The sequence below is a fragment of the Chromobacterium alticapitis genome, from assembly GCF_002924365.1.
Lineage (GTDB): Bacteria > Pseudomonadota > Gammaproteobacteria > Burkholderiales > Chromobacteriaceae > Chromobacterium > Chromobacterium alticapitis.
In genome coordinates this window covers 144,008-156,131 of the sequence record NZ_PQWB01000011.1, presented here as the reverse complement: position 1 = coordinate 156,131, position 12,124 = coordinate 144,008, and the positions used below count along the sequence as shown (strand labels likewise).

General features: G+C 66.0%; 10 protein-coding genes. 7 read left to right on the top strand and 3 right to left on the bottom strand.

What is annotated here, in order from left to right:
* Positions 1 to 87: 87 nt before the first annotated feature.
* Positions 88 to 1,434, bottom strand: coding sequence for an ATP-dependent protease ATPase subunit HslU (hslU, locus tag C2I19_RS03075; protein WP_103901246.1), 1,347 nt, complete (start codon positions 1,432 to 1,434; stop codon positions 88 to 90).
* 44 nt (positions 1,435 to 1,478) lie between these two features.
* A complete protein-coding gene (hslV, locus tag C2I19_RS03070; RefSeq protein WP_011133956.1) occupies positions 1,479 to 2,030 on the bottom strand; it encodes an ATP-dependent protease subunit HslV in 552 nt (183 codons plus the stop codon).
* Positions 2,031 to 2,234: 204 nt separating this feature from the next.
* On the opposite strand from hslV, the gene C2I19_RS03065 reads away from it, so the two are divergent.
* The 6 genes from C2I19_RS03065 (at position 2,235) to C2I19_RS03040 (ending at position 8,104) form a co-directional block, all read left to right on the top strand.
* Complete coding sequence (locus C2I19_RS03065) at positions 2,235 to 2,861, top strand: energy transducer TonB (protein WP_233201088.1); 627 nt, start codon at positions 2,235 to 2,237, stop codon at positions 2,859 to 2,861.
* The gene (locus tag C2I19_RS03060) at positions 2,858 to 3,535 is read left to right on the top strand and encodes a MotA/TolQ/ExbB proton channel family protein (RefSeq protein WP_103901244.1); all 678 of its coding nucleotides are present in this window, start codon (positions 2,858 to 2,860) and stop codon (positions 3,533 to 3,535) included. Before C2I19_RS03065 ends, C2I19_RS03060 begins: the two co-directional genes overlap by 4 nt.
* The gene (locus C2I19_RS03055) at positions 3,522 to 3,932 is read left to right on the top strand and encodes an ExbD/TolR family protein (protein ID WP_103901243.1); all 411 of its coding nucleotides are present in this window, start codon (positions 3,522 to 3,524) and stop codon (positions 3,930 to 3,932) included. The genes C2I19_RS03060 and C2I19_RS03055 overlap by 14 nt, the downstream gene beginning before the upstream one ends.
* 191 nt (positions 3,933 to 4,123) lie before the next feature.
* Positions 4,124 to 5,977 carry a DUF3857 domain-containing transglutaminase family protein gene (locus C2I19_RS03050; protein WP_103901242.1) on the top strand — a complete coding sequence of 618 codons (1,854 nt, stop codon included), beginning with the start codon at positions 4,124 to 4,126 and terminating at the stop codon, positions 5,975 to 5,977.
* A 157-nt stretch (positions 5,978 to 6,134) separates the two neighbouring features.
* Positions 6,135 to 6,689, top strand: coding sequence for a PAS domain-containing protein (locus C2I19_RS03045; protein WP_103901241.1), 555 nt, complete (start codon positions 6,135 to 6,137; stop codon positions 6,687 to 6,689).
* Positions 6,686 to 8,104, top strand: coding sequence for a methyl-accepting chemotaxis protein (locus tag C2I19_RS03040; RefSeq protein ID WP_103901240.1), 1,419 nt, complete (start codon positions 6,686 to 6,688; stop codon positions 8,102 to 8,104). The genes C2I19_RS03045 and C2I19_RS03040 overlap by 4 nt, the downstream gene beginning before the upstream one ends.
* Before the next feature lie 389 nt (positions 8,105 to 8,493).
* Here the strand turns inward: C2I19_RS03040 and adh are convergent, their stop codons facing one another.
* Positions 8,494 to 9,999 carry an aldehyde dehydrogenase gene (adh, locus tag C2I19_RS03035; protein WP_103901239.1) on the bottom strand — a complete coding sequence of 502 codons (1,506 nt, stop codon included), beginning with the start codon at positions 9,997 to 9,999 and terminating at the stop codon, positions 8,494 to 8,496.
* A gap of 274 nt (positions 10,000 to 10,273) precedes the next feature.
* On the opposite strand from adh, the gene C2I19_RS03030 reads away from it, so the two are divergent.
* On the top strand, positions 10,274 to 12,118 hold the full coding sequence (locus tag C2I19_RS03030) for a sigma-54-dependent Fis family transcriptional regulator (RefSeq protein ID WP_233201087.1): 1,845 nt from the start codon (positions 10,274 to 10,276) through the stop codon (positions 12,116 to 12,118).
* Positions 12,119 to 12,124 lie beyond the last annotated feature (6 nt).

The following is a 12,124-nucleotide window of genomic DNA, read 5'->3' as shown; positions in this document are numbered from 1 at the left end:
GCGTCTGCGTCTGCGTCTGCGTCTGCGTCTGCGTCTGCGTCTGCGTCTGCGTCTGCGTCTGCGTCTGCGTCTGCGTCTGCGGGAAGGTTACAGCACGTAGCGCGCCAGGTCCTCGCGCTCGGCCACTTCGCCTAGCTTGTTGTCCACATAAGCGCCGTCGATCTTGCATTCGCCGGACTTGGCATCGAAGGCCACCTCCTCCAGCAGCTTCTCCATCACCGTGTACAAGCGGCGCGCGCCGATGTTCTCGGTTTTCTCGTTCACCTGCCAGGCGATCTCGGCCAGACGCTGGATGCCGGACGCCTCGAACGCCAGTTCCACGCCCTCGGTGGCCAGCAGCGCCTGGTACTGGCGCGTCAGGCAGGCGTTGGTGCTGGTCAGGATGGCCTTGAAGTCGTCCACCGACAGCGACGACAGCTCGACGCGGATAGGCAGCCGGCCTTGCAACTCTGGAATCAGGTCCGACGGCTTGGACAGCTGGAAGGCGCCGGAGGCGATGAACAGGATGTGGTCGGTCTTCACCATGCCGTACTTGGTGGACACGGTGGTGCCCTCCACCAGCGGCAGCAGGTCGCGCTGCACGCCGGCGCGCGACACGTCGGCGCCGCTGTGGCCTTCGCCGCGGCTGGTGACCTTGTCGATCTCGTCGAGGAACACGATGCCGTTCTGCTCGACATTCTTCAGCGCCTCGGCCTTCAGCTCTTCGTCGTTGACCAGCTTGGCGGCCTCCTCGTCGATCAGCAGCTTGAAGGCATCGGCCACCTTCATCTTGGCGGCCTGCTTCTTGCCGGCGCCCAGTCCCTGGAACATGCCCTGCAACTGGCTGGCGAAGTCTTCCATGCCCGGCGGCGCCATCACGTTCATCTGGGCAGCCGGCGCGGCGATCTCCAGCTCGATCTCTTTATCGTCGAACTTGCCCTCGCGCAGCATCTTGCGGAATTTCTGGCGGGTGGCGCCGTCCTCGTGCTTTTCCTCGGCGGCAGGCTCCTCGGCGAAGAAGCCGGACGGCTGCTTGCGCGGCTGCGGCAGCAGCACATCCAGAATGCGCTCCTCGGCGGCGTCCTCGGCGCGCGCGCGGTTGCGCTTGATCGCCGCTTCGCGGGTGTCCTTGATCGCCACGTCCATCAGGTCGCGAATGATGGTGTCCACGTCGCGGCCGACATAGCCGACTTCGGTGAACTTGGTGGCTTCCACCTTGATGAAGGGCGCGCCGGACAGCTTGGCCAAGCGGCGGGCGATCTCGGTCTTGCCCACGCCGGTGGGGCCTATCATCAATATATTCTTCGGCGTGATTTCGCTGCGCAGCGGCTCAGCCACCTGCTGGCGGCGCCAGCGGTTGCGCAGGGCGATGGCGACGGCGCGCTTGGCCTTGTGTTGGCCGATGATGTGCTGGTCCAGTTCGTGGACGATTTCCTGCGGGGTCATTTGCGTCATGACTTTCTCCGCCCGGCGGCGCCCGCCGGGCCTTGCATTCGGGATCAGGCCTCGTCGTCCGGGCCCAGGGTTTCGATCAGGTGGTTGTGGTTGGTGTAGATACAGATGTCGCCGGCGATCTCCAGCGATTTCTTCACCACCACTTCCGGCGCGAGATCGGTGTTCTCGAACAGCGCGCGCGCGGCGGACTGGGCGAAGGCGCCGCCGGAGCCGATGGCGGCGATGCCCTGCTCCGGCTCCAGCACGTCGCCGTTGCCGGTGATGATCAGCGTGTGGTCCTTGTCGGCCACGATCAGCATCGCCTCCAGCCGGCGCAGCATGCGGTCAGTGCGCCAGTCCTTGGCCAGCTCCACCGCCGACACCAGCAAGTTGCCCTGGTGCTTCTGCAGCTTGGCCTCGAAGCGCTCGATCAGGGTGAAAGCATCGGCGGTGCCGCCGGCGAAGCCCGCCAGCACCTTGCCGCCGTGCAGCTTGCGTATCTTGCGCGCGGTGGCCTTGATCACGATATTGCCCAGGGTCACTTGCCCGTCGCCGCCCAGCGCCACGCGCTCGCCGCGCCGGACGGAAACAATGGTGGTTCCGTCGAACTGCTGCATGTTTTGGATTCCAGTAAATGGCGGCCGGCGGTGTGCCGGCCTTTGTCCCTCATATGCTGGCGTTTGTCCCGATTGCAAGCATGGGCAAGGGGGATCGCCAGCCTCCTCTAGATAATGAGAATGGTTTGCGTTATTATTTAAAACATGAAGTCAGCCCCACTCTTGCAATTTTTCGCCCTTAGCTGCGTGTTGGCCACGCATGTCATGGCGTTGTGGCTACTGAACAGCGCGCCGTCCGCTGCGCGGCGCATCACGCCGCCACAGCTGGCGCGGATGGAAATGGTCACGCCGGCCGCGGCTGGCCCGCAGGCTGCCGCGCCATCCCCGCAATCCCGCCCAGCGGACGCCAAACCCTCGCCAGCCAAGCCCGCGCCCAAAACCACAGCCGCGCCGCAGGAAAAATCGCAGCCCATGCCGTCGGCCAAAGCAGCCAGCTTGCCTGCGGCTCCAGCCGCCATCTCGCCTGGCGAGGCGCCTAGCGCTGAAAGCCAAGCTGTCAGCCCAGGCAAGCCGGCCGGCTCTGACAAGCCGCAAACCATCTCCGAACCACTGGCACACGGCGGTTATCTGAACAATCCCGCGCCGGCCTACCCGGCGGAATCGCAGGAGGACGGCGAGGCCGGCACCGTGCGGCTGCGCGTGCATGTCAGCGCCCAGGGCCAGCCTTTGGACGTGACGGTGCAGGACAGCAGCGGCTTCCCGCGGCTGGATCGCGCCGCTCGGGCCGCCGTCAAGCGCTGGCGCTTCATTCCGGCCAAGCGCGGCGACGAAGCCATCGCCTACACCTTCATCGTTCCCGTTGAATTTTCCTTGAAATCGATCCGCTCATGAACATTCTGACCGTATTCCAGCAAGGGGACGCCGTGTTGATCGCGGTGTTCCTGCTCCTCATCCTGATGTCGGTGCTGACCTGGTATCTGATCCTGGTGCGCGGCGCGCAAACCTGGCGCCTGCGCCGCGCCAATCGCGAAGCCGAAGGCGCGCTGTGGAGCGCGGCAGACTGGACCCATGCCGAGGCCAGCCTGCAAAACCGCCAGGGCCAGTTCGCCAACCTGGCGCGCGCCGGCCTCGCCGCTCTGCAGCAATATCAAAGCCAGGCAGGCCGCGCGCTGGGCCAGGCCTGCGGCGTGGACGAGTTTCTGACCCGCGCCATCCGCAAAGCGCTGGCGCAGGAAAACGCCCACCAGGAAACCGGCCTGACCGCGCTGGCCTCCATCGGCGCCACCGCGCCCTTCGTCGGCCTGTTCGGCACCGTTTGGGGCATCTATCACGCGCTGATGAACATAGGCCAGGCCGGCCAGATGAGCATAGCCGCGGTGGCCGGGCCGATAGGCGAGGCGCTGGTGGCCACCGCCGCCGGCCTGGCCGCCGCCATCCCGGCGGTGCTGGCCTACAACGCGCTGACCCGCGCCCAACGCGTGATGTCGCAGGAGCTGGACTACTTCGCCCATGACCTGCACGCCCAATTGCTGACCCAGTCCGGAGACAGCCATGGCCTTCGGTAGCTTCAACCAGGGGCCGGCCGCGCCTATGGCCGAGCCCAACACCACGCCGCTGGTGGACGTGATGCTGGTGCTGCTGGTGGTGTTCATCATCACTACGCCGCTGCTGACCAATGCAGTGCAAGTGGACCTGCCGCGCGCCCAGGCGGCCGCCTCCGCGGCCAAGCCGGAACAGATACGGCTGGCGGTGCGGGCCGACGGCAAAATGTTCTGGAACGATCTGCCGGTAGCGGAGACAGATCTGCCGGCTCGTTTCGCCGACGCGGCCGCCGCTCACCCGAACGTGGAGCTGCATCTGTCGGCCGACCAGGCCGTCCGCTATGAAAGCGTGGCCAAAACGCTGGCCGCCGCGCAGCAAAACGGCGTGCTCCGGATCGCTTTCGTCACCGCAGCCCCCTGAGTCCTTGCATTCGGCGGCTGTCCAAGGCCTGCCGCCGTCCCCGCGCAACCCACCGCGTTCTGCGTGGTCCAACCATGGATGCTCCGCGCCAGCGCTAGCCCCGGCTGCCGTATCATGGCAATATCATTGCCTTTCGTGCCGTTTTAATCCGCCGCGCTGGCCGGCGCGGCTTAAACCATGGTTACACCCACATGCGATTTCCCCTCTCCGCGCCAGCCCTGATCGTTGCGCTCGCCTGCGCAGGACAGGCCGCCCGCGCCGCGCAGCAACCTGTCAGCGAAGCGCCGCTGGCGCTGCGCTCCAGCCTCAGCTGTCAGCACAATGCCGACAACAGCCTGGACTGCACCACCCGCAACCAATTCACCATCCTGAAGCCGGCCGGCAAAGACTTTCTGTCCCGCATAGACTTCACCTACCCCGACACCGACCGCTTCGACGTGGTCAGCGGCGAAGTGCGCCAACAGGACGGCCGAGTGGTCAAGCTGGCCAAATCGCAAGTGGAAACCCGCGCCGCGCCGAATCCCTATGCCGGCGTCAGCCGCGACATGCAAACCTGGCTGGCCTTTCCCGAGCTGGCCGTCGGCAGCGTGGTCAGCTACGAAGTCAAACACCACATCGCCGCCGCCCCGCTGAGCCGCGAACTGCTGTATCGGCTGGACTTCGATCCGGAACCGGTGCGCTACGACAGCTACCATTTCGAGCTCAGCTCGCCGCGCCCCCTGATCTGGCGCGGCGAAAAGCTGGACGGCTTCCAGGTGGCGGCCGGCGCCGACGGCAAATCCATCGCGGTGGACCAGAAGGGCGAGCGCTATCTGAACTTCACCAATGAATGGGACAACAGCGCCATACGCAGCTGGCCGCGGCTCAGCATCGCCACCAGCGACCAGCCGCAGCAGCATTTCGGCAGCTATGCCGCGCGTTACAACGAGATCCTGGCCGCGCCGCTGCCGCCCGCCGCGGCAGCGGTGGTGGCCGCCCAGCAAGGCAAGCCGGCCGCCCAGCAAGTTGCGACCTTCATGCAGCACATCAACAGCCATTACCGCTATCTGAACGACCAGCGGCTGGCCGAACGCGGCCTGGTGCCGTTCACGCTGGCCGAAATCGAACAGCACGGCTATGGCGACTGCAAAGACCTGGCTACCTTGCTGACCGCCATGCTGCGCGCCGCCGGCATAGACGCCGAACCTGTCCTAGTCTTCCGCGGCAACTTCGCGCCGGAGCCGCTGCTGCCGGGACTCGGCACAGTCAACCACATGATCGTGCGCGCCGTGGTGGACGGCAACGCGGAATGGCTGGACGCCACGAATCCCTTCTTCGCGGCCGGCCGCATCATGCCGGACCTGCAGGAGCGCGCGGCCTACCTGATCGGCCGCGACGGCCGCGTGCGCCAGGACCGCATTCCGCTCCAACAGGCCACGCTCAATCTGGACGTGCGGCGGCATGAAACCCTGCGCCAGGACGGCAGCGCGCTGATCGCCAGCCAAACCGAACTGGCGGGCTGGCCGCTGGTGGAGCTGACCCTGCGCGACCGCTACCAGGGCGACAGCAGCAGCGAGCAAACCATCTGCCGCGGCAGCGGCAATCAAGCGCAAGGCTGCAAGGTGGAGCGCGGCGCCACCGGCTTCCTGCTGCCGCAACGCTACCCCATCCGCCTGCAAGCCATGGACGCGCGCGCGCTGGAGAAGATTTCCGGACTCTATTTATATGATCCCCACCTGGACAAGCGCTGGAACCAGTTCGACAGCTACCGCAACAACGGCAACCAGGCAGACCTTTACCTCGGCGACCCGGAAATCGTGGAACGCACAGTCACCCTGCAAGGCGCCAAACCCATCCAACCGCCGTTCAGCTGCCAGGCCCGCTCGCCGTGGTTCGATCTGGATTTGAAGCAAAGCGCCGAGCGCGGCGGCATTCGCTACCAATACCGGCTGACCCGCAAGGTGCGCTGGCTGGAACACTCAGACATCGTCAGCCCCGCTTTCGCCAAGCTGAACGCCGAGGCGCTGGCTTGCGTGAACCAGGCGCGGCAAATCCTCAAACTCTGACGCGAAGAGGCGGCGCTTGCGCCGCTTTTTCCATTTAAATAGATCGCTTGTTTCATAAAGAACAATTAAATAAGTGCTTGCCGTAGCATGCTTTGCCCATGACAATGGCCGTTTGCCCGTACTACTACAAAGGGTAAGGTCCCGAGAGAAGCGAAGCATGGAACACACACCCACCGGCCCGGGCCGCGAGCTGCAGCTGGCCCCGCACGAGCTGATCGTCAGCAAGACCGATGCCAGCGGCCACATCACCTACGCCAACCGCGTGTTCATGCGGATATCCGGCTACGCCGAACACCAGCTGCTGGGCAAGCCGCACAACCTCATCCGCCACCCTGACATGCCGCGCGGCGCCTATCGCCTGATGTGGCAGACGCTGCAAGGCGGCCACGAATTCTTCGCCCTGGTCAAAAACGCCACCATAGACGGCAACTACTACTGGGTGCTGGCCAACGTCACCCCGGACTATGACCTCAAAGGCAAACTGCAGGGCTATTACTCGGTGCGCCGTCCACCCAGCCGCGCCGCCATCGCCGCCATCGAACCGATCTACGCCGAAATGCGCAAGATAGAAGCCGCCCACGGCAAGGCCGCCGCGCCGGACGCCTCCCGCGACTGGCTGCTCGCGCTGTTGCTAGAAAAAGGCTGCAGCTACCAAGACTTCATCCTGGGGCTTAACGCCGATGTACTCAAAGCCAAAGGAGTCGCAGGATGAGTTCTCCGCGCAAATCCACCCCCTTCCTGCGTTCCCGCCTAGCCTGGGGCCTGCTCGCCTTCAACCTGCTGGTGCTGCTGTCCGTTCTCGACGACTACCTGCTGCCGGACATGGCGCGAGCCATCGTCAGCGCCGCGCTGATCGCCGGCTCGCTCGCCCTGTCATGGTGGCTGTGGCAGAAAGGCAGCCGCATCTTCCTGCTGCTGAACACCCTGACCAATCAGCTCAGCCTCGCCTGCAGCGGCGAACTGCACCATCGCAGCCGCCACACCCGCGAGATGGGCGAAGTCGGCCAAGTGGCTTGGCAGCTGAACGATTTCCTTGACCTGGTGGAAACCTATTTCAAGGAGATCAACACCTGCTTCCAGGAAATCAGCAAGGGCAACTTCGGTCGCCGCCCGCTGAGCCAGGGCCTGCCTGGCATCCTGTCCAGCTCGTTGGACAGCGTGAACCAGGCCATCCAGACCATGGCCGACAACGACGGCTTCGTCCGCCGCAACCGGCTGTCCTCGCAACTGGCCGCGCTAAGCAATCCCCACCTGCGGCAAGATCTGGCCGGCAGCCAGCGCGACCTGTCCGCGATCAGCCAGTCCATGGACGCGGTATCCGGCATCACCCGCGACAACGCCGCCGGCGCACGCGAAAGCCTGAACAGCGCCGACGTGCTATCCGGCCATCTGCAAACCATAGCCGGCAGCGTCAGCAGCATGGATACCGCCAGCCAGATGCTGGCGCAAGAATGGCAGGGCATTGAAAGCTCGCTGGCCGATATTTCCGCCATCGCCGATCAAACCAATCTGCTGGCGCTGAACGCGGCGATCGAGGCGGCCCGCGCCGGCGAAACAGGACGGGGCTTCGCCGTGGTGGCGGACGAGGTGCGCAAGCTGGCCGAGCGCAGCAAGAGCACCGCCAACCAGGTGCAGGGCGTGCTGGAATCGCTGTCTACCCGCATCGCCGACATGCAGGCTCAGGCCAGCGACGCCGGCGCGGTGGCAGGCGAGGTGCAGACCTCGGTCGAAGCCTTCCGCCTGCGTTTCTCCAGCCTGGCCGAGCAATCCGACCTGGTGCTGCGCCAAGTCAGCGCGGTGCAGCAGAAGTCTCAAACCTCGCTGCAGAAAGTGGGCCACATCATCTACAAACAGCAGGCCTACCATGCGATAGAAGAGGCGCGGGCGCAAACGCCGCAACAGGAGCTGACGCCGTGGCTGGACGGCGACGGCGCCGCGCTGTTCGGCAGCGCGATCCAGCCGCTGCGCGCCCCGCAGCAGCAGCTGCAGCAACAGGTGGAAGCGGCGGTGCGAGCCGCCGCGCAAAGCGGCCAACTGGACGAGGCCGGCATCGTCGCCAAAATGCAGAGCATGGAACACATCAGCAGCAAGCTGCAAAGCGAGCTGGACCAATTGGCCGACGGCTGATCCCCTCCCCTCGCCAAAGACAACCGGGCCTCGCGCCCGGTTTTTTTACGCCTGCGTTTCACGCCGCCATGCCTGGCCGCGCGGTTTGCGCCTGCGCCGGCTGCCGCAACGCGATGGCTCGCCCGGCGCGCCGGCCACGCCCCAGCGGCTATAACACACACAGCATGCCCCTCTTCTCAAATGTTTATTTATTGCGTAAATACATAATGTATTTCATTATAAAAATTACAAAATCAATCGATCATCGAAAATTGTCCAATAAGCACCATGATTTCTTCATCTAAAAAATCCACCTATTCACCACCCATCCCAGGCCACCCGACAAAAAAACCGCCCGGTCAGGGGCGGTGGCTTGGCAGGCATGCGGCTCAGCCGGAAAACCGGCTGGCTTAGAAAAAGCCCAGCTTGTCCTCCCCGTAGCTGACCAGCAGATTCTTGGTCTGCTGGTAATGCTCCAGCATCATCTTGTGCGTTTCGCGGCCGATGCCGGACTGCTTGTAGCCGCCGAATGCGGCATGCGCCGGATAGGCGTGGTAGCAGTTGGTCCACACTCGGCCGGCCTCGATGTGACGGCCCATGAAGAAGGCTGTGTTCATGTCGCGCGTCCACACGCCGGCGCCCAGGCCGTACAAGGTGTCGTTGGCGATGGCCAGCGCCTCGTCGCGGTCTTTGAACGTGGTCACCGACACCACGGGTCCAAAGATTTCCTCCTGGAAGATGCGCATCTTGTTGTGGCCGTGGAATACCGTGGGCTGGATGTAGAAGCCGCCCGCCAGATCGCCGTCCAGTTGCGCGTGCGCCCCGCCAGCCAGCAGTTGGGCGCCTTCGTCGCGGCCGATGGCGAGGTAGCTCTGGATCTTGTCCATCTGCTCCCTGGACGCCTGCGCGCCTATCATCGTCGCCGGATCCAGCGGATTGCCCTGCTTGATCGCCGCGACGCGGGCCAGCGCCTTCTCCATGAAACGGTCGTAGATGGATTCGTGGATCAGCGCGCGGCTGGGGCAGGTGCATACCTCGCCCTGGTTCAGCGCGAACATCACGAAGCCCTCGATCGCCTTGTCGAGGAAGGCGTCGTCCTTGGCCGCCACATCGTCGAAGAAGATATTGGGCGATTTTCCGCCCAGCTCTAGCGTCACCGGGATCAGGTTCTGGCTGGCGTACTGCATGATCAGCCGGCCGGTGCCGGTCTCGCCGGTGAAGGCGATCTTGGCGATGCGCTTGGAGCTGGCCAGCGGCTTGCCGGCCTCCACGCCGAAGCCGTTGACCACATTGAGCACGCCCGGCGGCAGCAGATCGCCCACCAGCTCCATCAGCACCAGGATGGACAGCGGGGTCTGCTCGGCCGGCTTCAGCACCACGCAGTTGCCGGCGGCCAGCGCCGGGGCCAGCTTCCACGCCGCCATCAGGATGGGGAAGTTCCACGGAATGATCTGGCCCACCACGCCCAGCGGCTCATGGAAGTGATAGGACACGGTGCTGGCGTCGATCTCGCCCAGACTGCCTTCCTGCGCGCGCACGCAGGAGGCGAAGTAGCGGAAGTGGTCGATGGCCAGCGGGATGTCGGCGGCGCGCGTCTCGCGGATAGGCTTGCCGTTGTCCCAGGTTTCCACCTCGGCCAGCAGGCCCAGATTGGCCTCCATGCGGTCGGCGATCTTGTTCAGGATGATGGCGCGCTCGGTCACCGGGGTATGGCCCCACTGGTAGCGGGCGGCATGGGCGGCGTCCAGCGCCAGCTCGATATCCTGCTCGTCGGAACGCGGAATCTCGCACAGCGGCTTGCCGGTGATGGGCGTGACGTTCTCGAAATAACGCCCGTTGACCGGCGGCACCCATTGGCCGCCGATATAGTTGGCGTAGCGCGCTTTCAGCGGGAAGCCGGGTTGCAGGTTTGCCATCGCAGTCTCCTTTAGTCGTGATGAACCCAAGGCTGGGGACAAGCTTGCAGCGCAAACCGCGTGCCAGCCGGCATTCATTTTGCATGGCAGCATCCCCCCAAGCGAAGCCAGCCACGCCGCGCGGCAAAAAAGTATTGCAATGCAATATATTTTGTTCTGAATCAGTTGCTTGCCAGACCAGGCAAAGCGTCGATAATCGGCGAAACCGCCCGACAAACTGTCGCAGGCTGGCACAGTTGTCGCGCGACAATGGCACAGCTTGCAGGAGACGCGCATGAACCAGGCCGACCGCCTGCCGCTGGACGAAATCCGCCGCCGCTTCTTCGCCGACCAGCCCCTGCCGGGCCAGGCGCTGCCGCCGTCCATCCTTCACTCCTGGCAACGCTGCCGCAGCCAGGGCCTGCCGACCGGCGGCCGCGGCGGCGAAAGACTCAGCGAGCGGGAGCTGGGCGAGCGGCGCGAGGCCAACGCCGTCTGGCTGGACGCCGCGCGTCCCGCGCTGGCCGGCTTGGCCGAACAGATAGCCGGGCTGGATCTGGCCCTGGTGGTGGCGGATAGCCGCGGCCTGATACTGGACGAGAGCGGCGACATCGATTTTCTGGACAAGGCGGCGCGGCTGGCGCTGACGCCTGGCATGGACTGGAGCGAGACGATGCGCGGCACCAACGCCATAGGCACCGCGCTGGCGGCGGCGGACAGCGTGCTGGTGCGCGGCGCCGAGCATTACCTGGAGCGCAACCGCGCGCTCAGTTGCGCCGCCAGCCCCGTGTGCGGCCCGCAAGGCCAGCTGCTGGGCGCGCTGGACCTCAGCGGCGCCAGCCGCCGGCTGGGGGAGCCCCAGATGCGAGCGCTGCGCGCGGCGCGCGGCCAGATTGAGGCCAGCCTGCTGGAGGCCGTCTCCCGCGGCGGCTGGCGGCTCAGCCTGCACCACGATCCGCGGCTGCTGGACAGCCAGGCCGCCTGCCAGCTGGCCTTCGACGAGGACGGCCGACTGCTGGCCGCCAATCGCGCGGGCCTCGCCCTGTGCGGCCTGGAGGCGGGCGCGTGGCGGCCGCGCCATTTCGCCGCGCTGTTCGGCCAAAGCCTGGAACACTGGCTGAGCCGCCACGGCGAAGCGCTGGGCCTGCTGCAAGCCGGCGCGCAGCATTTCTCCGCCCGCCTGCGTCCGCCATCCGCCACTCGCCGCCCATCCGCGGCGGCGCAAGCTGCTGCCGCGCCGCCGCCGCGTCCGGCGGCGGTACTGGACGGCCTGCCCGAAGGCCTGTTCGCCACCGCGCTGAAATTGCTGGAAGCGGACATTCCGGTGCTGATCCTGGGCGAAACCGGTACCGGCAAGGACAGGCTGGCGCGCGCGCTGCACGAGGCCGGCGGTCGGCGCGGCTCGCCCTTTGTCGCCATCAATTGCGCGGCCATCCCGGAAGGGCTGATCGAGGCCGAATTATTCGGCTACCAGCCCGGCGCCTACACCGGGGCCAGCCGCCAAGGCAGCAAAGGCAGGCTGCGCGAGGCCGACGGCGGCGTGCTGTTTCTGGACGAAATAGGCGACATGCCGCTCAGCCTGCAGGCGCGGCTGCTGCGAGTATTGCAAGAACGCGAAGTGACGCCGCTGGGCGGCGGCCCGGCGCGGCGGCTGGACATCCGGCTGATCTGCGCCACCCACCGCGACCTGCGCGCGCGGGTGGACGAAGGCGCTTTCCGCGCCGATCTCTACTACCGGCTGTGCCACTACCCGCTGAGCCTGCCGCCCTTGCGCGAACGCGGCGACGCGGCCGCCATCGCCCAGGCCATGCTGGACGGCATGGGCGCGGCCCGGCGCGGCGTCTCCTTGTCGCCGGAGCTGGCGCAAGCCATCCGCGGCTATCGCTGGCCCGGCAATCTGCGCGAATTGTCTAATCTGCTGGCCACCTTGCTGGCGCTGGCCGACGACGGCGCGGCGCTGGATCTGGCGCATCTGCCCGCCGCGCTGCGCGAGGACATGGCGGCCCCAGCCCCCGCGGTGGACGACAGCGCCATCGCCGAGCTGCTGCGCCGCTGCGGCGGCAACGCCAGCGCGGCGGCGCGGGCGCTGGGCATCAGCCGCTCCACGCTGTACCGGCGACTGGGCAAGGCGGCCAAATAAGCGCGG

What these genes read in the sequence shown, in the direction of transcription:
- hslU (WP_103901246.1), bottom strand. Translation starts at nt 1,434, where the DNA reads ATGACGCAAATGACCCCGCAGGAAATCGTCCACGAACTGGACCAGCAC.
- hslV (WP_011133956.1), bottom strand. Translation starts at nt 2,030, where the DNA reads ATGCAGCAGTTCGACGGAACCACCATTGTTTCCGTCCGGCGCGGCGAG.
- C2I19_RS03065 (WP_233201088.1), top strand. Translation starts at nt 2,235, where the DNA reads ATGGCGTTGTGGCTACTGAACAGCGCGCCGTCCGCTGCGCGGCGCATC.
- C2I19_RS03060 (WP_103901244.1), top strand. Translation starts at nt 2,858, where the DNA reads ATGAACATTCTGACCGTATTCCAGCAAGGGGACGCCGTGTTGATCGCG.
- C2I19_RS03055 (WP_103901243.1), top strand. Translation starts at nt 3,522, where the DNA reads ATGGCCTTCGGTAGCTTCAACCAGGGGCCGGCCGCGCCTATGGCCGAG.
- C2I19_RS03050 (WP_103901242.1), top strand. Translation starts at nt 4,124, where the DNA reads ATGCGATTTCCCCTCTCCGCGCCAGCCCTGATCGTTGCGCTCGCCTGC.
- C2I19_RS03045 (WP_103901241.1), top strand. Translation starts at nt 6,135, where the DNA reads ATGGAACACACACCCACCGGCCCGGGCCGCGAGCTGCAGCTGGCCCCG.
- C2I19_RS03040 (WP_103901240.1), top strand. Translation starts at nt 6,686, where the DNA reads ATGAGTTCTCCGCGCAAATCCACCCCCTTCCTGCGTTCCCGCCTAGCC.
- adh (WP_103901239.1), bottom strand. Translation starts at nt 9,999, where the DNA reads ATGGCAAACCTGCAACCCGGCTTCCCGCTGAAAGCGCGCTACGCCAAC.
- C2I19_RS03030 (WP_233201087.1), top strand. Translation starts at nt 10,274, where the DNA reads ATGAACCAGGCCGACCGCCTGCCGCTGGACGAAATCCGCCGCCGCTTC.